The sequence below is a fragment of the Paralysiella testudinis genome (assembly GCF_016894345.1).
GTDB classification, from domain to species: domain Bacteria; phylum Pseudomonadota; class Gammaproteobacteria; order Burkholderiales; family Neisseriaceae; genus Paralysiella; species Paralysiella testudinis.
On sequence record NZ_CP069798.1, the window covers coordinates 1834032 to 1857103 of the forward strand.

At 57.8% G+C, this 23072-nt stretch carries 22 protein-coding genes and 1 other RNA gene; 17 read left to right on the forward strand and 6 right to left on the reverse strand.

The window, feature by feature from the left end; translation table 11 throughout:
• Window positions 1–183 precede the first annotated feature (183 nt).
• Window positions 184–1443 (forward strand): transcription termination factor Rho, encoded by a 1260-nt coding sequence (gene rho, locus JQU52_RS09470; protein ID WP_230338255.1) that lies wholly within the window; start codon window positions 184–186, stop codon window positions 1441–1443.
• Between the two features lie 84 nt (window positions 1444–1527).
• Here the strand turns inward: rho and JQU52_RS09475 are convergent, their stop codons facing one another.
• A complete protein-coding gene (locus JQU52_RS09475; RefSeq protein ID WP_230338256.1) occupies window positions 1528–2031 on the reverse strand; it encodes a DUF1841 family protein in 504 nt (167 codons plus the stop codon).
• Window positions 2032–2189: 158 nt separating this feature from the next.
• On the opposite strand from JQU52_RS09475, the gene ssrA reads away from it, so the two are divergent.
• Window positions 2190–2550: a transfer-messenger RNA gene (ssrA, locus tag JQU52_RS09480) on the forward strand.
• 313 nt (window positions 2551–2863) lie between these two features.
• Here ssrA and JQU52_RS09485 read toward each other — a convergent pair.
• The 5 genes from JQU52_RS09485 to JQU52_RS09505 form a co-directional block, all read right to left on the reverse strand.
• On the reverse strand, window positions 2864–3970 hold the full coding sequence (locus JQU52_RS09485; RefSeq protein WP_219162033.1) for a hypothetical protein: 1107 nt from the start codon (window positions 3968–3970) through the stop codon (window positions 2864–2866).
• A 172-nt stretch (window positions 3971–4142) separates the two neighbouring features.
• Window positions 4143–4571: a LacI family transcriptional regulator gene (locus tag JQU52_RS09490; RefSeq protein WP_219162032.1), complete on the reverse strand. Its 429-nt coding sequence runs from the start codon at window positions 4569–4571 to the stop codon at window positions 4143–4145.
• A complete protein-coding gene (locus tag JQU52_RS09495) occupies window positions 4568–5923 on the reverse strand; it encodes a recombinase family protein (protein ID WP_230338257.1) in 1356 nt (451 codons plus the stop codon). The genes JQU52_RS09490 and JQU52_RS09495 overlap by 4 nt, the downstream gene beginning before the upstream one ends.
• Window positions 5920–6426, reverse strand: coding sequence for a DUF2924 domain-containing protein (locus tag JQU52_RS09500; protein ID WP_219162030.1), 507 nt, complete (start codon window positions 6424–6426; stop codon window positions 5920–5922). Before JQU52_RS09500 ends, JQU52_RS09495 begins: the two co-directional genes overlap by 4 nt.
• On the reverse strand, window positions 6423–6641 hold the full coding sequence (locus tag JQU52_RS09505) for a hypothetical protein (protein ID WP_041296624.1): 219 nt from the start codon (window positions 6639–6641) through the stop codon (window positions 6423–6425). The genes JQU52_RS09500 and JQU52_RS09505 overlap by 4 nt, the downstream gene beginning before the upstream one ends.
• A gap of 191 nt (window positions 6642–6832) precedes the next feature.
• On the opposite strand from JQU52_RS09505, the gene JQU52_RS09510 reads away from it, so the two are divergent.
• From JQU52_RS09510 to JQU52_RS09580, 15 genes are all read left to right on the forward strand, one after another.
• The gene (locus JQU52_RS09510) at window positions 6833–7246 is read left to right on the forward strand and encodes a head decoration protein (protein WP_268866613.1); all 414 of its coding nucleotides are present in this window, start codon (window positions 6833–6835) and stop codon (window positions 7244–7246) included.
• A 74-nt stretch (window positions 7247–7320) separates the two neighbouring features.
• Entirely contained in the window at window positions 7321–8343 is a 1023-nt protein-coding gene (locus tag JQU52_RS09515) for a major capsid protein (protein ID WP_020200538.1), read from the forward strand.
• The gene (locus JQU52_RS09520) at window positions 8343–8621 is read left to right on the forward strand and encodes a head-tail joining protein (RefSeq protein ID WP_230338259.1); all 279 of its coding nucleotides are present in this window, start codon (window positions 8343–8345) and stop codon (window positions 8619–8621) included. The genes JQU52_RS09515 and JQU52_RS09520 overlap by 1 nt, the downstream gene beginning before the upstream one ends.
• 10 nt (window positions 8622–8631) lie before the next feature.
• Complete coding sequence (locus JQU52_RS09525) at window positions 8632–9057, forward strand: hypothetical protein (protein ID WP_230338260.1); 426 nt, start codon at window positions 8632–8634, stop codon at window positions 9055–9057.
• A 7-nt stretch (window positions 9058–9064) separates the two neighbouring features.
• A complete protein-coding gene (locus JQU52_RS09530) occupies window positions 9065–9268 on the forward strand; it encodes a DUF7210 family protein (RefSeq protein ID WP_230338261.1) in 204 nt (67 codons plus the stop codon).
• A 2-nt stretch (window positions 9269–9270) separates the two neighbouring features.
• Window positions 9271–9531, forward strand: coding sequence for a DUF6127 family protein (locus tag JQU52_RS09535; RefSeq protein WP_230338262.1), 261 nt, complete (start codon window positions 9271–9273; stop codon window positions 9529–9531).
• Entirely contained in the window at window positions 9528–10004 is a 477-nt protein-coding gene (locus tag JQU52_RS09540; RefSeq protein WP_219162023.1) for a hypothetical protein, read from the forward strand. Before JQU52_RS09535 ends, JQU52_RS09540 begins: the two co-directional genes overlap by 4 nt.
• On the forward strand, window positions 10001–10462 hold the full coding sequence (locus JQU52_RS09545; protein ID WP_219162022.1) for a lysozyme: 462 nt from the start codon (window positions 10001–10003) through the stop codon (window positions 10460–10462). Before JQU52_RS09540 ends, JQU52_RS09545 begins: the two co-directional genes overlap by 4 nt.
• Before the next feature lie 163 nt (window positions 10463–10625).
• On the forward strand, window positions 10626–10823 hold the full coding sequence (gene mads1, locus JQU52_RS09550; protein WP_015471944.1) for a methylation-associated defense system helix-turn-helix domain-containing protein MAD1: 198 nt from the start codon (window positions 10626–10628) through the stop codon (window positions 10821–10823).
• A 67-nt stretch (window positions 10824–10890) separates the two neighbouring features.
• Window positions 10891–11937, forward strand: coding sequence for a DNA cytosine methyltransferase (locus JQU52_RS09555; protein ID WP_230338263.1), 1047 nt, complete (start codon window positions 10891–10893; stop codon window positions 11935–11937).
• 70 nt (window positions 11938–12007) lie between these two features.
• Window positions 12008–15148 carry a DISARM system SNF2-like helicase DrmD gene (drmD, locus tag JQU52_RS09560; RefSeq protein WP_219162020.1) on the forward strand — a complete coding sequence of 1047 codons (3141 nt, stop codon included), beginning with the start codon at window positions 12008–12010 and terminating at the stop codon, window positions 15146–15148.
• Window positions 15145–19428, forward strand: coding sequence for a BREX-1 system adenine-specific DNA-methyltransferase PglX (locus tag JQU52_RS09565; RefSeq protein ID WP_230338264.1), 4284 nt, complete (start codon window positions 15145–15147; stop codon window positions 19426–19428). Before drmD ends, JQU52_RS09565 begins: the two co-directional genes overlap by 4 nt.
• Window positions 19425–21212, forward strand: a complete 1788-nt coding sequence (locus tag JQU52_RS09570) for a hypothetical protein (RefSeq protein ID WP_230338265.1) — start codon at window positions 19425–19427, stop codon at window positions 21210–21212. Before JQU52_RS09565 ends, JQU52_RS09570 begins: the two co-directional genes overlap by 4 nt.
• Entirely contained in the window at window positions 21199–22320 is a 1122-nt protein-coding gene (locus tag JQU52_RS09575) for a DUF262 domain-containing protein (protein ID WP_230338266.1), read from the forward strand. The genes JQU52_RS09570 and JQU52_RS09575 overlap by 14 nt, the downstream gene beginning before the upstream one ends.
• Complete coding sequence (locus JQU52_RS09580; protein WP_230338267.1) at window positions 22317–23060, forward strand: MAE_28990/MAE_18760 family HEPN-like nuclease; 744 nt, start codon at window positions 22317–22319, stop codon at window positions 23058–23060. The genes JQU52_RS09575 and JQU52_RS09580 overlap by 4 nt, the downstream gene beginning before the upstream one ends.
• The last annotated feature ends 12 nt before the right edge of the window (window positions 23061–23072 follow it).

The following is a 23072-nucleotide window of genomic DNA, read 5'->3' on the forward strand; positions in this document are numbered from 1 at the left end:
GCTGTATTTCTGCAAATTTCATCGGCCAATGCCCCAAACCCGAATCTGCTCACCTTATCCCCCATCCGCTTAACTATTCAGCCCGCCGCCGTTTTCAGGCAGCCTGTGCTGTTGTGCGGTGTTTGTTGGTGGCCAAATCCCATTCTTAAATCATCATTCCTCTCTTGAGATTTCTCTAAACCTATGCACGTTTCCGAACTACAAACCCAACACGTTTCCAAACTTCTGGACATGGCCGAAGAGCTGGGCATTGAAAATGCCAACCGCCTGCGCAAACAAGACCTTGTCTTTGCCATTGTGCGCCTGCTAATGAAAAAAGGCGAAGCCTTTACCTGCTCCGGCACACTGGAAATCCTGCCCGACGGCTTTGGCTTTTTGCGCAGCATGGACACCTCTTATCTGGCCAGCCCGGATGATATTTATGTTTCACCCAGCCAAATCCGCCGCTTTAATCTGCACACCGGCGACACCATCGAAGGCAGCGTGCGCGTACCCAAAGACAACGAGCGCTATTTTGCGCTGGTGCGGCTGGACAAAATCAACGGCGACGACCCGGAAGTATGCAAACACAAAATTCTGTTTGAAAACTTAACACCCCTGTTTCCCACTAAGCAATTTGCGCTGGAGCGCGACATCCGCGCCGAAGAAAACATCACCAGCCGCGCCATTGATTTGATTTCGCCCATCGGTCGCGGCCAACGCGCCTTGCTGGTGGCACCGCCCAAAACCGGTAAAACCGTGATGCTGCAAAACATTGCCCACGCCATCACCGCCAACTATCCCGATGTGGAATTGATTGTGCTGCTGATTGACGAGCGCCCGGAAGAAGTCACCGAAATGACCCGCTCCGTGCGCGGCGAAGTGGTGTCGTCCACCTTCGACGAGCCGGCCACACGCCATGTACAAGTGGCCGAAATGGTGCTGGAAAAAGCCAAGCGCTTGGTGGAGCACAAAAAAGACGTGGTGATTCTGCTTGATTCCATCACCCGCCTGGCGCGCGCCTACAACACCGTGGTGCCCGCATCCGGCAAAATCCTTACCGGTGGTGTGGATGCCAACGCATTGCACCGCCCCAAACGCTTCTTCGGCGCGGCACGCAATGTGGAAGAGGGTGGCTCGCTCACCATCATCGCCACCGCCTTGGTAGACACCGGCAGCCGCATGGATGATGTGATTTACGAGGAATTCAAAGGCACCGGCAATATGGAATTGCACCTGGATCGCCGCATGGCCGAAAAACGCCTATTTCCCGCCATCAACATCAACCGCTCCGGCACCCGCCGCGAAGAATTGCTGGTTTCCAACGAGCAGTTGCAAAAAATGTGGCTGCTGCGCAAATTCTTGCACCCGATGGACGACATCGAAGCGATGGAGTTTTTGGTCGACAAACTCAAAGCCTCCAAAACCAATGCCGACTTTTTCGATTTGATGCGCAGCAAATAAACCGTTTGGCGATTTGTATGGCATAAAAGGCTGCCTGAAAGCATAAAACTTTCAGGCAGCCTTTTGTATTGCCGTTAAGTGGCGTTAATTCTTATCTGCCGGCGGCGTTTGTTGCGCCACTTCATGCGGATTCAACCGCGCCTCGTCTTCTTGTCCCAAATCCACCAAACGGCGCAAGCGCGTCATATACGCATTCACATCCAAGCCTTGGCCATAGCGCTGCGCCTGCCACAGTGTCTCGGCCAGTGCCTCCATCATTTCATGCTCAGCGGCCACCCAATCGTCATTGTGTTTGGCACACAAGCGGCGGTGAATGTCGGCAATGCCAAACGGCTGGTCAATCGCGGCTTGTTCCTGTATCGACAAATGCAAAGACAAATGCAAAAAAGGATTGGTTTCGCCTTGTTCCGGCGTCCAATTGTGATCCAAATAGCGGTCGATGTGGTTGAGATAATGCGCGTATTCCGGATGCGCCTCCATAATGCGCAAAGCCTTGTGTTGCAAAGCATCGAGCAAATGTGGCTGTTGGCGCAGTTGCCAAACATGGCCGAAAAAGCGGCGCACATCGGTGGTGTTAACGTCGTACATGGCGGATTCCTGTTAAGCAAGCCTTATTTAAGGCTGAATTATACGGTACGGCACCGCACAACCCAATGTGATACGGCGTTTTGCACCGATTTACTGATTGCCGGAATAGATTGGCTATCTTTGCCCGCACAAGCAAGGTATAATCGCCATTCCTATCTGGGGGCGATTTTGGTTTCGACGGGGGTTGCGAAGCAGATGCGGGCATACCGGGATTTCAGACTCCCGTAAAACACTGAACTTAAATATTCGCAAACGACGAATCTTACGCATTGGCCGCTTAAGGCCTGCCGTTGCAACAGTTGGCCTGTGGGCTGTGTAGGGTAAAACCTACGGCAACGTCTCTTACATAGGCTGGTTTGCCGCCGGGTTACTTGGCGGTAAACAAGACTTAAGGTAACTGGTTTTCAGGCAGCCCGTCTGTCGGCGGCTTGGAAATAAGATTTAATTGGCAAGACTAAGTATGTAGAACGCTTTGTAGAGGACTTGCGGACGGGGGTTCGATTCCCCCCGCCTCCACCAATATTGAAACCCCAACCGTTCTCGGTTGGGGTTTTTTCTTGCCTGATCGCGCCAGTTCCCGCGTACTCGTGCGGGTTCCTCCGAACGCCTGCGGACTTCGCCAACCGCCTGAATTGGCCATTCCGGGCCACATTCCACTCTCTCCTGGCCATTCCTCGCTCCGACCTCGCTCTCCGAAATAGGCCCGAAGTCCGCAAAGTCCGCGACCACCCCCATTACAGATCAATGGGTTACGCGCGGACGAATCAAGTGGTTGGATTGCGGCATTGGCTACCAAAGCGGGCAAAGCGTCCCTGGTGCAATGCCAACAGACTCACCGTGCGTTCTGTTCGATTTGCTCAAACAGTTTCTGTGCAGCAAGCCTGGCAGTGGCGTCTTGCGCCGGATCGAGTGGTTCAAGATCTACCCCGTCACGACCTGCGACATAGGCTGGACCGCCGACATCATCGTCGTAGTCCGAACCGTCCTCGTTGATCGCGTAATGCGCATCTTGGGTTAGATCCGTTCCGACCAGCCGGGACAGGTACGCCCACGTCCAGCAGCGCTGCAGGTCACCATGGTCATATTCTTCAATGAGCTGGAGCATGGCTTCCGTGTCTCCACTCTCGGCAGCAAGGGTCAGCCAATGCCTGACATCAGCAGGGCGACCAATGCGTTCTGCGATAGCGGCAACTGCTGCTGGATCAGCGTCAACATCGTGACGTGGTTGCTCGAAGAAGGACGGATCGTCAAATCGCTCCGCCAGGTCGAGAAGTGCATCTTGATGGCCCAGCCGACCAGCCTCCCTCAAATGGTGAGCATACTTTTCAGCATGGGCCAAACGAGACGCATGCGCTTCGGCCCACTCCTTTTCCACCCCCGTCAGGACGCGTCCCTGCTGCCCCTGTTCGTACCAATAGGAACTTCCAGCGTCCGGGTCATCTTCATCGTCAGGAGCGTATATCAGTGCAAGTGCGTAGTGAGCCAGAGCATTGCCCTTGCTGGCTGCGGCATCCAAACCGTCAACGAGGATCGGTCCGAACGCCTCGTCGGTAGGCTCGAATAATTCATCCTCATCGTATTCGAGCTCGTCGTCCTGGTTGGGCGATTCGCCTCGCAGGCGACTGATCAATGACGAGATGCTGACGATGCCGATTTGCCGCTCTGTCAGGAAGGATTCCAGCGCCGACGTCGCTAGAGTCGCGGTGTCAGGCCGATATCCAAGCTCAATGCAACGTCGGTTGATGAGCGTGCCTTGCGGAACTGCCTGCCTATCGTTCGGGCGTAGTTCCGTCAGTACGGTGTTAAAACCAAACGCTGCGTGCGAGTTGAAGCCGAAGGAAGCTGCCAGCAGTTCGTAGATGTGGGCCCTCTTGAAAGAGGCACCTGTTCTGGCCTGCACGTGTTGCTGCGCGGAGTACGCGAGTTCTTTGATTGTCATGACAAACTTTTCCTTAATGCCACGCCGGTTTCGGGTCAGACGCACACGTTTAAGTCCCCGACGACGAGGCTCAAAGAGAAGTTTTCAGTGACTGTGAAGCAACGCCTTTTTTTACTCGTGTGCAAGTATGGTGGGCACCAGCGGTAATTTTATACCGGTGCCACCGCTAGGTCTATACAAGCCTGGCCCGTTGCTCATCCCACAGCGCAGGCGGGTCCACCGCCAGGTCAAACAGCGTGACATGGTTCGGCAAGGCGTCATCCAGAATGGCAGCCACGATGTCAGGTGCCAGCGTGGTCAGGTTGACCATCCGACTCACATAGCTGTTGTCGATCCCTTCCCGCGTTGCGATCTCCTTCAACGACTTCGCTTCTCCTGATTCCAGCATCGCTAGCCAGCGGTGCCCTCTGGCCAGCGCCAGTTGGATGGTGGTCGGTGCCACGTCCCACGGCCTGACCGGCGCGGTCTCGCCGTTTGGCAAGGTGACCAACTTGCGGCCGTTGCGGCGTTTGATCTGGATCGGCACGGACAGGGTCAACCTGCCGTCGCTGGTCTGAAGAATGTCCGGCTCGCCGGTTTTCTGGATGCGGATATCGCTCATGCCAGTGCCTCGGCTGCTTGGTTGGTAGGCTCGGGACGCAGCTCCAGCACCAAACGTTCGATACCGTTGGCGCGCAACCGCACTTCGAGGTCGTTGGGTGACACGATGACTTTCTCGACCAGCAGTTTCACGATTCGGCTCTGCTCGGCCGGGAACAGTTGACCCCAAATCGCGTCGAGCCGGGTCATGGCCACGGTGATCTTCGCTTCGTCCAAGGTTGGATCGAGCTTGATCGCTTGCGGCAGCATGTCGCCGAGTAAATTCGGGGCACGCAGGATCGCGCGCAGTTGGTCAAGCACGGCCGACTCGAGTTCTGCGGCGGGCAGACGCGGCAGGCCCGAGGCACCCGCGTGTTCCTTGGTGTCGCGTTGGGGCACGTAGTAGCGGTAACGACGCCCGTTCTTCTTGGTCGTGTGCCAAGGCGACAGCGCGCGCCCATCGTTGCCGAACACGATCCCCTTGAGCAGATACGTCACGGTCGCCCGCGTTGCATTGCCGCGCACCCGGCCATTGGTGGCCAGGATCGCATGGACGCTGTCCCACAGTTCGCGGCTGATGATGGGCGGATGTTCGGCTTGGTACCACTGCTCCTTGTGCCGCAACTCGCCAAGGTATGTCCGGTTGCTGAGGAGCTTGTAGATGTGCCCCTTGTCGATCGGTCTGCCGTCACGGGTCTTGCCGTCTTGCGTGGTCCACGCCTTCGAAGTCACGCCATCCAGTTTCAGCTCCTTGACCAGCGCCGTACTGGAGCGAAGTTCGACGAAGCGCTGAAAGATGTGCCGGATGAACTTGGCCTCGCGCTCGTTAGGTACCAACCGCCGGTTCTCGACGTCATAGCCCAGCGGTGGCACGCCGCCCATCCACATGCCTTTGCGCTTGCTGGCTGCGATCTTGTCGCGGATGCGTTCGCCCGTGACCTCACGTTCGAACTGCGCGAAGGACAGCAGGATGTTCAGCATCAGCCGCCCCATGGATGTCGTCGTGTTGAACTGCTGGGTGACCGATACGAACGAGACGCCGTAGCGCTCGAACACTTCGACCATCTTGGAGAAGTCCGCCAGGCTGCGCGTGAGGCGGTCGATCTTGTAGATGATGACTACATTGATCTTGCCAGCTTCAATGTCCGCCATCAGGCGGCGCAGTGCCGGGCGCTCCATGTTGCCGCCCGAGAAGGCGGGATCATCGTAGTCGTCGGCCACCGGAATCCAGCCCTCCGCACGTTGGCTGGCCATGTAGGCGTGACCGGCATCGCGCTGAGCATCAATTGAGTTGTATTCCTGATCCAGTCCTTCTTCGCTGGATTTGCGCGTGTAGACCGCACAGCGCATGCGGCGCTTCAAGACTTCGCTCATCGTGCACCTCTCTTCTTGGTGGATGGCTTGGCCTTGGCGTTGGATGGCGGCCTGAGCCCAAAGAACAAGGGCCCCGACCAGCGCATGCCAGTGATCTCGCGGGCGATCATCGACAGGCTCGGGTACATGCGACTCTGGAACTCATATTGGCCGTCGGCGGTCGCGATCACACGGTGTTCGACACCTTTGTATTCGCGGACCAGCACCGTGCCAGCAGCCGGACGGTAATCGCGGTCACGCTTCTTCACCTTGCCGGTTTCCACTAGCGAGGCGATGCGGCGTTGGTTGCGGTCCAGCAGATTGGCGTCGACCTTGCGGAATTCTGCCTCCTGCAGCCGGTACGCAATGCGTCGTTCAAGGAACTGGCGGTTGTGGGTGGGCGTTTCACCCCCGACCAGCTGTTGCCAGAGCGCTTTGATGTCGGCCATCGGCAGATCCGGCAATCTGGCGATTTGCGCTGCCACCGAAGGTGGCGTTGAAGGTGTTGGTATGTGCGTGCTCATTTTGACTCCGTGGATATCTTGTTGACGGGGTCTGTATGAACGCGCTGGTTGCCAGAGAAGCCAAGTTCAAACTCGCCATCTGCGGCGATGTTTGCGGACTGTTCTGCACCGCTGATTCGCAGGCGCGCCAGGCCGTTGGCCAGTAGTGACGCGATCTCGTGGCGACGCTGCTCCGGCGTCATCCGTTCGGGTGGGAAATGGTTTATTTGATGCATGGGTAGCGGTCCTCTCCGTCAAACTCACATGCAGTGAAATTGTCCGGATTGACTGCCGCCGACACCATGAGGGAGTTTAGAACCGCTGCGAACTGGTGCGGAAAGATGAGGAAATGAACCCGAGCCGACGAAGATTTTTTAACTGTTCTTCTGCAATTTCACGAAAAGGTCGCCGATATTGGCTCCGTCGAATGCCAGTTCGAATCGTTCGCCGGCAAGCTTCGCACGACCCCACTGTCTCTCAACCCAAAAATCTCGGCGACCTGTTGAAGTACGAAGCGCCGAATCTTTACTCGCGTGACCAGGACACCGTCGCGGCCGCGCAGAATCTGCCGCTGGGCACCGTGGTGGGCCGCGAAACGGCTACCGCCAAGCTCAAGGCCCTCGACCCGAGCGCCTCGAACGGCACGGAAAACGCCGTTGGCGTGCTCGGAAATGACGTCGATGCGACGCTGATCGACCGTGAGGACGCGATCCTGATCGCCCGCCACGCCATCGTCGCGCGCGGCGCACTGGTCTGGCCGACCGGCATCAGCACTGCGCACAAAGTGGCTGCCATCAAGCAACTCGCAGAACGTGGAGTCCTGGCCCGCGATAGCGCCTGACCCACTTCCAACGCTTCGTTTCACTCCCCCCAAAACCCGCCGCTGGCGGGTTTCGTCATTTCTGGAGATCCCAAATGCAGAACCCTTTTGAAAACCCCGGCTTCTCGATGGCCAGCCTGACGGCCGCCATCAACCTCCTGCCCAACCGCTATGGGCGCCTGGAGCAACTCAACCTGTTCCCGGCCAAGCCGGTGCGCACCCGACAGATCATCGTCGAGGAGTACGCCGGTCGTCTGAATCTGCTGCCCACCCGCGCGCCCGGTTCGCCCGGCACGGTGGGTGAACGTGGCAAGCGCAACCTGCGCTCCTTCGTGATCCCGCACATCCCCCACGACGACGTGGTGCTGCCCGAGGAAGTTCAAGGACTACGCGCCTTCGGGTCCGAAACCGAGATGGAAGCCATTGGCGGTGTCATGGCCCGTCATCTGGAGACCATGCGCAACAAGCACGCGATCACCCTGGAGCATCTGCGCATGGGGGCGCTCAAGGGCAAGATCCTCGATGCTGATGGCAGTGAGCTTGTCGATCTGTTCGACGAGTTCGACATCACCGCGCAATCGGTGTCCTTCGAGTTTTCGACGGCGGCAGACAACGGGCAAATCAAGACTGCCTGCCTCGAGTTGCTGGGGCTCATGGAAGATGGGCTCACCGGCGAGTTCTCGACCGGCGTGCATGTGCTGTGCTCGACCGAGTTCTTCCGGGCGCTGACGACCCACAAGGAGGTCAAGACCGCCTACCAGAACTGGCAGCAGGGCGCAGTGCTGATCAACGATATGCGCTCGGGCTTCAGCTACAGCGGCATCACCTTCGAGGAATACCGGGGCCAGGCTTCCTTTGTGCAGGCCGACGGCACGCTGGGGTCGCGCCGCTTCATCGCCGCAGGGGAAGCCCATGCCTTCCCGGTCGGCACGGTGGATACCTTCGCGACCTACTTCGCGCCAGCGGACTTCAACGAGACCGTCAACACCATCGGCCAGCCGCTGTATGCCAAGCAGGAGCCACGCAAGTTCGACCGGGGTACCGATCTGCACACGCAGAGCAACCCGCTGCCGATGTGCCATCGCCCTGGCGTGCTGATCAAGCTCGTTGCTGCCTGATGGATGTCGCGACGTTGTACGAGGCGGCCCGCAGTGCAGGACTGCTGACCGCCGTCACGGTGGCGGGCAGCACCGTGCACTGCGCCTTCCGTGCCCCCGACGAAACCGTGCTGGATGGTTTTGCGCTGTCGCGGGACTACCAGATCGACTACCCGGCGTCCTGGCTGACGCTGGCAGCCGGGGACACGGTCGAGGTGGCAGGCAATATCTATCAGGTGCGCGACGTGCGCGCCATCGGCGACGGCACCGAGCGTCGCGCCTCGCTCTCCCAACTCTGAGGAATTCCCCATGAACTCCGTCCGCGAGCGCGTCTTGCGGGAGATCGTCGCACGCCTGTCATCTGCGATTGCCCCGACACCGGTGCTGCGCATGCCTGCCGTGCCGGTCACCCGCGAGGCCAGTCCAGCGCTGCTGCTGTTCGTTGATGGCGACAGCATCACCGCCCACGCCAACCACCTGGTCGACCGGCTGCTGGTCGTCCGGCTTGCCGTGGTGGCACGCGGTGCGGATGCCTTCGACGTCGCCGACCAGGCGCTGGTCGCGGCCCACGCGGCAATGCTCGCCGACCCGAATCTGGGCGGTCTGGCCATCGCCGTGCGCGAGATCGACTGCGAATGGGAGTTCGACGACGCCGACGCCGGGGCCGTCGCGCTGCCCGCCCGCTACGAGATCCGCTACCGCACCCACGCCATCGACCTCACCCAAACAGGATGAATCCCACATGCACATCGAACTACTGAAACCCCATACCCACGCAGGCAAGCGCCTCGCCGTAGGTGATCGCCTTGATCTGAATGACGCCAGCGCCCGTTGGCTGATCACACAAGGCACGGCCAAAGCGGTCACCCCAGCCACCGATTCCAAACCCACCCGCCGTGATGCCACGTCCGGTGTTTCCACAACTGCAGCCACCCAAGGAGACTGAACATGGCTTACTTTTCCGGACAAGGCCGCGAACTGCTCGACCGCGCCGCTGAACGCGGAGCCGAGCGTGTCCTGACCCACCTTGGATTGGAAAATGGCCACGCCGCCCGCGACATCCGTGAACTGCGCGACCTGCTGGAGGCCTGGCGCGATGCCCGCCGTACCGCGTGGCGGACCACTGTCAAGGTCATCACTACCGGCATCCTGGCCGCGCTTCTGGTGGGGGCCGCCATCAAGTTGAAACTGATGGGAGGCCCGCAATGATCGAGACACTGCTTGGTGGCCTGCTCGGCGGGGTCTTCCGTCTCGCGCCTGAAATTCTCAAATGGCTCGACCGCAAAGGCGAGCGCGGACACGAATTGGCGATGCAGGACAAGGCGCTGGAGTTCGAGAAACTGCGTGGCGCGCAGCGAATGTCGGAAATCGGCGCAGGTGCCGAAGCTGCGTGGAGCGTCGGAGCCATTGAGACCCTGCGCGAAGCCGTTCGCACTCAGGGCGAGAAAACCGGCGTGCGCTGGGCTGATGCCTTGTCTTGCAGCGTTCGCCCGGTCATCACCTACTGGTTCATGGCTTTGTACTGCGCTGCCAAGACTGCCGCATTTGCGGCCGCAGTGACTGCAGGTGCTGGCTGGGGCTCGGCGGTCCTGCACGCATGGACAGAGGCTGATCAGGCGCTGTGGGCCGGAGTGCTGAACTTCTGGTTCCTCGGGCGCGTGTTTGACCGGGTGCGGTCGTGATCGAGGTGCCAAAAGCAGCCATTGAGCTGGCCAAGCGCTTCGAGGGATTCGAACGCAGGGTGAAGCGCGGAATCGGGATCACTGCCGTTCCCTATATCTGTCCCGCAGGCTTCTGGACGATTGGTTACGGCCACCTTTGCGACCCCAAGCACCCGCCGATCACGGAGGCAGAAGCCGAGGTGTATCTGGCGCGCGACCTGCAATCTGCGCTTGCCGCGACGCTGCGCTACTGCCCGGTGTTGGCCACCGAGCCCGAGAGGCGGCTCGCGGCCATCGTGGATTTCACGTTCAACCTCGGGGCTGGGCGGCTGCAGACGTCGACGCTGCGGCGGCGAGTGAACCAGCGAGACTGGATCGCTGCTGGGCAGGAACTGCGGCGGTGGGTCTATGGCGGCGGGAAGGTACTGCCGGGGCTGGTGGCACGGCGAAAAGCTGAAATTGCGCTGGTGTCCACGTAAAGAGAAGACGAGCACCGCCCGGACTGACACGTACCACAGCAGTCAATCACATCAAACCGCACCCAATCATGCCAAATCCGATCTATTCGGATTTACTGCGAGCATAATCTGTGCAATCATTAGCAAGCTGCCCTTATTCCGACTTTTGATGGAAACCCCTGCCATGTCAGATCGCTGGTTGTCGGTCGAAGAGATCGCCGAGTACCTCGGCGTGAGCAAGGACACCGTTTATGCCTGGATCAGTAAACGGAATATGCCTGCTCACCGAATCGGTCGACTTTGGAAGTTCAAGTCTGAGGAAGTCGATGAGTGGGTGCGCTCTGGTGGAGCAGCAGAAAACGAAGGTCGAGGCAAAGAATGATTGACTTGCTATCGACGGGTTTCGACCGCCTCATCCTGCGGTCGAAACGAAAAGAGGATTGTTTGAAATGACGAAAATTTCTTGTGTTGATTTGTTCTGTGGAGCTGGCGGGCTGACGCATGGCTTCGTGCTTGAGGGCGTGCCAGTCGTTGCGGGCATCGACATGGACCCCGCCTGCCGTTTTCCTTATGAGGCTAACAACAGCGCCAAATTTGTAGAGCGAGATATCAGCAAAGTCACCACCGCTGAGTTGAATCAGCTTTTCGGCGATGCCGATTTGAAGATCCTTGCAGGGTGTGCACCTTGCCAGCCTTTTTCCACCTATGCACAACGCTACGAGCTGGATGGAAAGGACGGCAAATGGGGACTCTTGTACGAGTTCGCTCGTTTGGCAAAAGGCACCCGGCCAGATGTAATCACGATGGAGAACGTCCCGACCGTTGCCAAGCACGAGGTGTTTCACGACTTTGTCGACACGCTCAAGCGACTTGGTTACGACGTCTGGTTTGATGTCGTCGACAGCTCCCGCTACGGCGTGCCACAAACTCGCCGCCGCATGGTTCTGCTGGCATCAAGGCATGGCGATATCAGGATGATCGAACCTACGATCGATAAGCCCAAAACCGTGAGGCAGGCGATTGGTCGCCTGCGCGCACTGAGCGCAGGTGAAGCAGCACCGAGAGACAAGCTGCACGTTTCATCTACCTTGTCAGAAAAGAATCTCAAACGCATCAAGGTATCGAAGCCTGGCGGCACGTGGCGCGACTGGCCGGAGCATCTCGTCGCTGACTGCCATCGCGCAGAAAGCGGCAGGACCTACCCCGGCGTCTACGGCCGCATGGAGTGGGACAAGCCCGCCCCCACCATGACGACGCAGTGCTATGGGTTCGGGAATGGCCGGTTTGGGCATCCAGAACAAGATCGCGCGATCACATTGAGGGAAGCGGCAATCATTCAGAGCTTCCCGCGTGACTACGCGTTCATTCCCGATGACGGTGAGGTGAGCTTCAAGGTACTGGGGCGCCTGATCGGCAATGCCGTTCCTGTGGACCTTGGTCGCGCGATCGCACGCAGCATCAACTCCCATCTTGCCGCGATTGCGCCACAACCATGACCCGATAAATGCCGCCCCGGCTATTTGCTGGGGCGCATAGAACCCACAGAACAGGAAAACGGTAGACCGCATGGAAATTTCGAACGCACAGAATAGCCAGGCCTACCGGGCCCGCCCAGAGCCTGGGCAGTTGGTCGAGGTCAGGCGGCGCCAGTGGGTCGTTGCCGAAGTCGCCTCATCCAAGCTGACATCAACCTCTGCGCAACAGAATGCGGTGACCCTTTCATCCATCGACGAGGATGGCCTAGGTGAGGAGCTTGAGGTCATCTGGGAGATTGAGCCCGGCGCGCAAATCATTGAGCGCGCAGGTCTGCCGTCAATTACTGGCCAGGATGACTCCAACACCCTCGACGCTTTTCTTGATGCGGTTCGCTGGGGTGCTGCCACCAATGCCGACCGAGGTTTTCTGCAGGCTCCTTTCCGCAGCGGCGTCAGCATTGAGGACTTCCAGCTTGACCCGCTGGTACGCGCCATCGATATGGCCCGCGTCAATCTGCTCATCGCCGATGACGTCGGCTTGGGCAAGACCATTGAGGCCGGTCTAGTCATCCAGGAGATGCTGCTGCGGCACCGTGCTCGCACCGTCCTGATCATCTGCCCCGCATCGCTGCAAGAAAAGTGGCGTGTCGAGATGCTGGAAAAGTTTGGCCTTGATTTCCGGGTTGTCGACACGGCCTACATCAAGCAGTTGCGCCGCGATCGCGGCATCCATGCCAATCCCTGGACTTCCCATCCACGTCTAATCGCGTCTATGGACTGGGTCAAGAGCGGCGAAGGACTGCGCGCCATGCGCGACGTCCTGCCCGCACACACCAGCTACCCGCGCAAGTTCGACATGCTGGTCGTCGATGAAGCACACAACATCGCCCCGGCTGCCGGTGCGAACTATGCGCTGGAGAGCCAGCGCACACGCTTCATCCGCTCCATTAGTCCACACTTCCAGCATCGCCTGTTTCTGACGGCCACCCCTCACAACGGTTACACCGAATCCTTCACTTCGCTGCTGGAGTTGCTGGACGACCAGCGTTTCGCTCGAAACATCCTGCCCGATGAAAAGCAGTTGGGTCAGGTCATGATCCGCCGCCTCAAAAGCGATCTGGTCGATGCCGAAGGCAAGCCGCTCTATGCACAGCGCAAATTGCAAGCGCTGCTGGCCTCGTACTCCCCACAAGAGCGCGCCATTCACCAAACACTGAACGACTACTGCGCGAGCCGCGAGCAGGATGCCGAAAAGGTCGGCAATGCATTCGGCACGTCGTTCGTCAACCAGTTGCTCAAGAAGCGGCTCTTTTCTTCTCCCGCTGCTTTCGCATCCACCCTTGAGAAGCACGTTGCCAGCCTGGCCAATGGCAGCCAGCGCAAGGACAAGGATGCGATGGCCGACCGCATTTTGCGCAAAGCCATCCTGCGGGTCGAAGAAGACTACGCCAACGACCAGGAGGTCGAAAACGCACAGTCCGAGGCCGTCGAAGAGGCCTCACGTCGTGCGCAACCGCTCACAGCAGAGCAGCAACAAATGCTGAACGAGCTGCGGTCGTGGGCACAGACCGCCAAGAACCAGGTCGATGCCAAAGCCAAGGCTGTCCTCGACTGGCTCACCACCAATCTCAAGACTGACGGTCAGTGGAATGATCGTCGGGTCATCTTGTTCACCGAATACCGCACCACCCATCAGTGGATGCACGAGATCCTCGCCAGCCACGGTTTCGGTGGTGATCGACTGGCCATCCTCCATGGCGGCATGCCGCAGGATGAACGCGAGAAGATCAAAGCGGCGTTCCAGACTTCGCCCAAGGATTCAGCGGTGCGCATCCTGCTGGCCACCGATGCCGCGTCCGAAGGTATCGACTTGCAGAATCACTGTAACTGCCTCATCCATCTGGAAATCCCATACAACCCCAACGTGATGGAGCAGCGCAACGGCCGTATCGACCGGCACGGTCAGCGCCAGAAAGAGGTCTTGATCTGGCACCCCGTCGATGGCGGAGAACAAGGCAAAGCAACCATTGGCGGTCACGGCGACGACATCATCCGGGCACTGCGCAAACTCGAATCCATGCGGGCGGACATGGGCAGCGTCAACCCAGTCATCGCGCCGCAAATGTCGGGGCTGATCGAAGGCTCGCTCAAAGACCTCGATACACGCCTCGCTGAAGCCAAGATTGCCAAGGCCCGCCGCTTCGTGCGCGCCGAGCGTGAACTCAAAGACCGCGTCGCCAAGCTGCACGAACGGCTCCTGACCACGCAGCAGGATTTCCACCTCACGCCAGAGCACATCCTGATAGCGGTCAAGACGGGTCTTGTGTTGGCAGGCCGTCCGCCGCTTGAGCCCTTTGCCTTGGCTGATGCACCGGCAGGAACCGTATTCAAGATGCCCGCGCTGTCGGGCTCGTGGGCGCGCTGCCTTGAGGGTCTGCGCCACCCCCACACACTGCAAATCCGGCCTATCACCTTCGATCACGCCGTCGCCACCGGGCGTGACGACGTAGTGCTGGTTCACCTGAACCACCGACTGGTGCAGATGTGCCTGCGCTTGCTGCGCGCCGAGGTCTGGGCGCAAGACGATGTGAAGAAGTTGCATCGCGTCACCGTGCGTTCGGTGCCAGACGCCCTGATCGACGGGCCTGCCGTGGTCGTCATCTCGCGGCTGGTCGTCACGGGTGGCAACCATCATCGCCTCCACGAAGAACTAACGGTCGCCGGGGGCTATCTGGGCGACAAAGCATTCCGCCGCGAAGAAGGCGTCACCAAAGTCCAGCAATGGCTGGATCAAGCCAAGCCGCTGACCGCCGCAGACTCTCTGTTTGATGCCATCCGCGTCCGCTTCGACCGTGCGCAGAGCGCCATCTTGCAAGCGATAGACGCCCGTTCAAAAGACCGGCTCAAGTTCCTGACCAACACACTGCAATCCCGCAAGCAGCAAGAGGTGGCTGACATTGGCTCCGTGCTTGATGAGCTTGAGAAGGCCATTCAGCTTGAACTGAAAAAAGACCAGCAACCGGCGCAGCTTTCCCTGTTCACCGAAGACGAACGAACACAGCTCAGGCGCGACACCGCCGCACTGGAAGCGCGTCTTGCCCGCATTCCGGCCGAGCGCCAGCAGGAGGCTGAAGCCATCGAAACCCGTTACGCCAAACTCAACGACCGCACCTTCCCGGTCGCCGTGATCTTTCTGGTGCCTGCATCTGCCGTTCAGGGAGGTGCCGCATGAGTGCTCCCAGCGTGCATGATGATTGGCTGTCGCTGATTGAGATATCTGGCCCTTTCCTCGCCGTTCCCGTTCTGAAGGAAGCCTTTCCGCAAGGGCTGGAAGAGCTGGATGCCACCAAGCGCAAACGTCTGCGCCAAGCCTACGAGGAATGGCGCGAAGCGCTGGAGCTGGAAGACGCGCAGTTCGCCGAGCTACACGTGGCTTGGATTGACGAAGTTCTGTCGCGAGGCCTTGAGCTTGATGAAGACGGTAAAGGCGACGTTCTCAAGCGGGCCGATTGGTGCGCCGCTAACCTCCAAGCCAGCTTGCCCGAACATGGCGTGACGCTGTCGCCCGATCTTGCAGTAGTAGATGAGCAACGCGCCAACAAACCGCTGCTGCTGATCCAGACCTATGCGCAGGATGTCGACCTCGATGCCACCCTGAAGCAAAACGGCTGGGCCGCCACACCCGCCGATCGCATGGTTCAGATGTGCCGCGCGCTGGGCTGCCGCCTCGGCTTGGTGACCAATGGCGAACGCTGGATGCTGGTGGATGCCCCAGTCGGTGCGGTCACAACCTTTGCCAGTTGGTATGCCCGCATCTGGAGCCAAGAGTCCATCACCCTGCAGGCCTTCGTACACCTGCTCGGCATTCGTCGTTTCTTTGTCGACGAATCTGAACAACTGCCTGCGCTGTTCGATCGCTCCCTGAAATTCCAGGACGAAGTCACCGACGCCCTTGGTGAGCAAGTACGCCGCGCCGTCGAGGTTTTGATTCAGACCCTCGACAAAGCCGATCAGGATCGCAATCGAGAGCTCTTGCACGACGTCAAGGAGCCGGAGCTGTATGAGGCCGCGCTGACAGTGATGATGCGCTTGGTGTTCCTGCTCTCCGCCGAGGAGCGTGGCCTGCTCCTGATGGGCGATGAGCGCTACGAAGCCAACTACGCGCTCTCCACCTTGCGCATGCAATTGCGCAAGGAATCCGAGGAAATCCTCGAGCGCCGCTGGGACGCCTGGTCACGCCTGTTGGCGATCTTCCGTGCCGTGTTCGGCGGCATCGAACACGAGAATCTGCGTCTCCCAGCGCTGGGCGGATCACTGTTCGATCCGGATCGTTTCCCTTTCCTCGAAGGTCGTGCCAAGGGCTCGAGTTGGCGTACTGATGCGGCCACACCGCTGCCCATCGACAATCGCACCGTGCTGTTGTTGCTGGAGGCCATCCAGCAATTCCAGGGCCGTACGCTGTCCTACCGCGCACTGGATGTCGAACAGATCGGCTATGTGTATGAGGGTCTGCTGGAACGCACCGTCAAGCGCACCGATGAAGTCACGCTGGAACTGGATGCCACCAAGAGCGCCAAAACGCCATGGATCAAACTGGCCGAGCTGGATTCGGCACGCTTGGATGGCGCTGCGCAGTTGGCCGAGTTGCTGCAAGAACGCTCTGGTAGTTCTGCCAGCCGGGTGCGTAATGATCTGGTCAAGCCCGTCGACGACACCCTGGCCGACCGTCTCTTGACTGCCTGCCAGGGCGACACCAAGCTCCGCGACCGTGTCAAACCCTATGCCCATCTGCTGCGCACCGACCCGTGGGGCTATCCGCTGGTGTATCCCGCAGGAGCCTTCATCGTCACCGCCGGCTCAGACCGGCGCGAAACCGGCACCCACTACACCCCGAAATCGCTAACCGAAGCGATCGTTGCCGAGACCCTCACGCCAGTGGCCTATGTCGGCCCGGCCGAGGGAATGCCGCGAGAACAGTGGGCACTGAAATCCCCCGCCGAACTGCTCGACCTCAAAATCTGCGACCCCGCCATGGGCTCGGGCGCATTCCTGGTGCAGGCATGCCGCTGGCTGTCGGATCGCCTCGTCGAGGCTTGGTCACTGGTCGAGACAACGGGCAAAACCGTGAGCGTGGATGGTGAGGTTCTGGAAGCAGGAGTAGCCAAGGAACCACTTCCCCGCGACATCGATGCTCGCACGGTGATCGCGCGCCGCCTCATTGCCGAACGATGCTTGTACGGCGTCGATTTGAACCCGCTGGCAGTCGAACTCGCCAAGCTCTCCATCTGGCTGGTGACGCTGGCCAAGGGACGCCCCTTTGGCTTCCTCGACCATAACTTGCGCTGCGGTGACAGCTTGCTGGGCATACACAAACTGGAGCAGCTCATCGAGCTTGCCATGAGCCCCAACGGCAAGCGGCAGCAAAGCTTGTTCGGCCAAAACATTGAGCGGGCTGTACGTGAGGCGATTGAACTCCGGGTGCGGTTACGCGAGATGCCGATCCGCGACATACGTGACGTGGAAGCCATGGCAAATCTGGATGCTGATGCACGCCGTAGACTTGAAGTTCCGGAAAGTATCGCCGACACGTTCATCGGAGAGGTATTCGCGGCGGGAGGCAGCGCAGCACTGGAGAGCACGCTAATTTCGTTGACCATACAGGCAGGACTAGCTATCGAAGGCGACCGCGACGTGCTCGCCGCGATGCGTCGGAGATCGGTCACTACGCTGTCGGTAGGTCTTCCCGCTGACAAGGCTGTACGGCGACCATTTCATTGGCCGTTGGAGTTTCCGGAGGTTTTTACCCGCGGGAGGCAACATGGCTTCGATGCTCTCGTCGGCAACCCACCGTTCAGCGGAGGTCGGTTGATCGGACGTCGTTTCGGGCTGGCGTATCAAGAGTATTTGAAGTTAGTGCGCAATGACGTTGTAGGGTCGCCTGACCTCTGCGTCTATTTCTTTCTGCGAGCCTTTTCATTGCTCGGATCGAATGGTGGCTTTGGCCTATTAGCCACCAAGTCGATCACGGAGACTGGTTCCCGTGTCGTCTGCCTAGATCAGATCATCGGAATGGGCGGAACCGTTTATCGGGGATGCTCACGAATGGTTTGGCCAGGCAATGCGGCCGTAGTCGTTTCGATCGCGTGGGTTGCCCGCAATGGCTGGCAAGGTCAAAAGTTCTTGGATGACAAAGTAGTGTCAGCCATCAACGGTGCACTGGAAGAGGATTTCCAGATCAAGCGCCCGGTGAAGCTCAAGGCATTGAAAGGAAGGTTCTCAGAGGGGCAGAACATTATGGGGCGCGGCTTCGAGCTAACTGCCGAAGAGCGCAATCAGCTCATTGTTCAAGATCCAAAATGCGAGGAGGTCATTTTCCCAATGTTCATTGGGCAAGACCTCAATACGATGCCGAATCTGGTGCCTTATCGCTGGGTGATCTATTTTAGAGACTGGTCGAAAGATAAATCAAAGCAATTCGGTCCCGCTTTTGAAAGAGTGGAGGAGTTGGTTAAGCCATACCGAGAATCCCTAACCGGACAGATTCATCAGGATTGTTTTTGGAAGTTTTGGGATTTGCGCCCTCAATTAGTTGAGGAGCTTGAAAAAAGAGAGATTATTTTAGCTTCCGCCATCACTTCAAAGTACCTCTCGTTTAGATTTGTTTCAGCAAGATTCATCCTAAACAAGCGAACAAAATTGTATTTCTTTGACTCTTGGGGGGAGTTTGCATCTCTTCAGTCGTCGCTGCATGCCGTTTGGTCTTATTGGACGTGCGGGATGATGGGAACTTCTACCCTAGCATATTCGACCTCGGAGGCGCTCGAAACCTGGCCCATGCCGAGCAACATCGAAAATAAAGATCTCAATGAAGTGGGATTACGTTTTCACGAATTACGTGAAGATGTGCTCAATAGATACGGCATTGGCTTAACAGAGCTATACAACCGATTCCATAACCCAAGCGACCTTGATGAAATGATTGAGGCACTTAGAAGGCTGCAGGTTGCGATGGATATTGGTGTCGCCAGAGCGTATGGCTGGGAAGATATTGACTTTAATCACGGCTTTCATGAAGTGCCTTATCTTCCTGAAAATGATCGAACACGCTTCACCATATCGGAGGCTACGCGCCTCAAAGTATTGCGACGCTTGTCGGAGTTGAACCATAAGCGGTACGAAGAAGAGGTTGCCCAAGGACTGCATGGCGGCAGTAGCGGAGCTCGCGCTCAACGTCGCGCTACCCGCAGCGCGTCTGCACAGCCGTCTTTCGACTTTGAAGCGATGCCTGCTTCGACCTCGCATGGCACGTCGGCTACCACGGCCATCCTTGATTTTTTATGTGCAAACCCTGACTGGCATGCAAAGGCCGACATTCTAGCAGCAACCAACATAACGGACAGTCAGTGGAATACTGCCATTTCCGACTTGATTGCGGGTAGCAAGGTCGAACGCCAAGGCGAGCGTCGCGGTGCGCGATACCGCGCGGCAGATGCCGGAGGGACTGCGCAATGATGCCCCAGGCCTGGTTCGAGATGGCTGAAATCCGCCGTCGAAAGTTTGCTTCATCAGCTTGGATACCGCTGAGAGCGGTTCAGCCAATCTGCGAACAGGGAAATCGTGGCCATCTTGGGTTCAAGGAGGAATTCTTTGGCGCTGGCTCACTTGCCGTTCCTGTTGCGCTCAAAGACAAGGCAACCAAGCTTGGTTGGTCGGATGTTGGCATCAGTCACGAAAACCGGGCCTGTGTCGACGATGGGCGCTACATACCAGCCGACATATATGAGTACAGCCAAGGCGAGCAGATTGGCTTTTCACTGGTGCTTGAACAACGCTTGAACAGTGCTGAACAAAACGTTTGGCACCTGCATCAGGACTTTGTGATTGCCCTTGAACTCATGAGGGATGGTGATCGTTGGATATGCCCGAATGAGGGATACACGGAAGTGGCCCGCCTCCATCGGCACCCAGACGGTCGACCATTCCTGATGGAGGCAAGGTCGGAATTCCTGCTTGACTACCTTTGTGCACGAGGCATGGGGTTACTCGTGACCGCTTACTGGAACCGCGAGGAGGTTGTCGAGGACATCGCTCATATCGCTTGGGTAGAGAACCCGAAGCATGAAGGTACTGAGGGGGCGCGCTGGGAAGGGCGTACTTATGAGATCCACGAAGGCGGCATGCCATTTGGTGCGGAAACGGCGGTGTTTCATGTGTCTCGAACAGACGTTGATCCTAGCGAAGATGTGCCTGTGTTTGGGTTCCCTACGGACGACGTAACCGAAGGACGGTCCTGGTCGTTCAAACGTGAAGAGCGAAAGCTGTTCGTCGTCGAAGGCGAATATTGGCGAGATGAGTGGATCAACCCAGGCAAATACAGCGCCCGAATTCGTGGAGATGATGTTCCAGGCTCTGTGTTCTTCATTACCGATGCGTCAGGCACTCGTGAGTCAAAAGATACCCTCACGAAAGAAAGCCGTTGGCTTTGGTTCCGGGCCGAAGTAATCAACGCGCTCCTTGAGCATCGGGGCGGGCATTTGGAGTGGTACACCCGGGACACGGGCTCCGTCACCTGCTCCCCCGACTACAGCGTGCACTTTGGCGTCAACGCGATTGGCCTCGTCAATGTGTACGCCAAGGACATCGGCCTATTGCCAGATTGGCAGCAGAGAGTCTGGGCAGGCTTCAACGTCACACCAGAGGGCGGCGTTTCAGAGGAACTGCTTGCTTCGCAGATGCGGGCACGACCAGCAGATACCACCTCGCCCGAAACCGCGCTTGTTCAAGCGCTGGCTCGCATGGATGAGGTCTTTTTGGTCGCACGGGGCAAACCACTCTTTCGTGAGCACCCGTACCGCAATGAAGTGTTGAGTCGCATCCATCGTTTTCGGTCGACCAACGAGAAGGGGTTGTTCGCGCTGGCGAAGGACATAGCACGGCTGACGGCTGACAGCATTGACATTGCCGTGCTGCAAGAGATCGCTGCACCACCAAAGAGTGAGAAGTGGGGATCACTCAAATCGCTAGAGAAGGCTCTGGCGACGGTATGCGCACCAGAGGAGGCACGCCGTGCGCTTACGCCACTGGTTGGGACATACCAGCTTCGCCTTGCCGACGCACATTTGCCGGGGAGCGAGTTGGCGGAAGCGATGAAGCTGGCTGGCATTGACAGTTCAAGCCCTACGCTACATCAGGGACAAACATTGATTGCGAATTGTGCAGCTGCCGGAGCTGTCACTGGTTCGTTGATTGAGCGCCTGGCCAATTCAAATTGCGAGGAATCACATGGAACAAAATGAACAAATTAACCTCATCGATGCATTTACCGCAGAACAAAAAGATGAGGCCGAGGCGCAGATTGCCCTTCGTCAGAAAGAGACTGACTTCGATATCCGCGAGTACCCCGTAGAAGTCATCGTCAAAAAATTCACCGACAAGATCGAAGGCGACAAGGCTGAGATATTCGTCCCCGATTACCAGCGTGAACTGGTGTGGAGTGAGGCTCAACAGTCTCGATTCATTGAGTCGATTTTGTTGAATCTGCCGATCCCTTATCTGTACGTGGCGGATATAACTTCCGGAGAGGATGCTGGCCGACTTGAGATCGTCGACGGCTCGCAAAGAATAAGAACCCTGGTGCGGTTCATGGGCAACGAGCTGAAGCTCGATCGGCTCGAAATACTGGACAAGCTGATCGGTTTTCGTTTCAAAGACCTTCCTCTGCCCAGGCAGCTTCGCTTCGGGCGCAAAACCCTTCGCATGATCGAACTCATCGAAGTTGACGAGGAAGCAAGGCGGCAACTTTTTGATCGACTGAACAGTGGCGGATCAAAACTGGAAGACATGGAAAAACGGATGGGGTCTCGCGACGGACAGTTCCTGACGTTTATCCGTGGCTTGTCCGACGTTCAAGAATTCAAAGACCTGTGCCCCATTAGCGATGCCCGTGTGAAGCGCCGGGAATATCCAGAACTCGTGCTGCGTTTCTTCGCCTACCGGGATCAATATGAGAATTTTGACCGCCGCGTAGATGAGTTCCTGGACAACTACCTCGACGACAAGAATCAAAATGGCTTCGACAGCGCTGCTTTTGAGAGCAGCTTCATGGGGATGCTTTCATTTGTTCGTCAGCACTTCCCATATCACTTCCGCAAGAATGCAAATAACTCGTCAGTGCCTCGCATAAGGTTTGAGGCGATCGCCATTGGCGTTGCACTTGCCCTCGCTGAAAACCCAAATATTCAACCCGGCAACATGGATTGGCTCGATAGCGAAATGTTCCGCTATTTGACCCGGTCCGACGCAAGCAATTCGCGCCCTCGTGTAATCAATCGAATTAATTTTGTCAGAGATAGCTTGCTTGGCCGAGATATCGAATGGGCCAATGGGGTCGAGCCAACGGTATGACCACTTCAATCCCAGCAATGGTTGGCGCAGAGGAGACTTATAACTCTCGCTGCCGTGAGATCGAGCGCTTCTTCGAAATGCTGCAGTTCATGAGAGACAACCGGGATTCAAGGTTGTGCGGCGAGCCATTGGATGGGGCGAATTCGAACACCTATGTTGTCGGCAGAGACCTCGAGAAGACGCTGCGAGCTTCCGCCTATTTGATGCTGTACAACTTGGTGGAAGCAACGATGACAAATGCGATAGATGCCATACACCAACACATCGCGGATGAGCAGGTCGGCTTTGATGAACTCAAAGAGGATGTGAGAAAAATTGCCATCAAGGGTCTTCGCAAAGCGGTGTCGTCAGATACGCCATCTGAATTGCTCGATGCGGCCATCCCGATATCCAGCGCGCTGATCTGGCTCGGCTTTGATAAAAAAGACCTGTTTTCCGGCAATCTGGATGGTCGCCTGATCAAAGACAAGGCAAAAGAATACGGATTTCAGCTTGCCGATCATGACAAGGCAGCTTCGCGCGATGGCGTCAGGCTCCTCAACGTCAAGACAAAACGAAATGAATTGGCTCACGGCGGCATTTCATTTGAGGATTGCGGTCAAGACACCTCCGTAGATGAGCTTGTTGCGATTTTTGATGAAATAAAAATATTCATCAAAGCGGTACTGGATGGCGTCTCAGACTATTTGTCGACCAGAAGTTATTTGCATGCCGTAAATGCGAATACTGCCACGGCATAAAAAACAAACTTT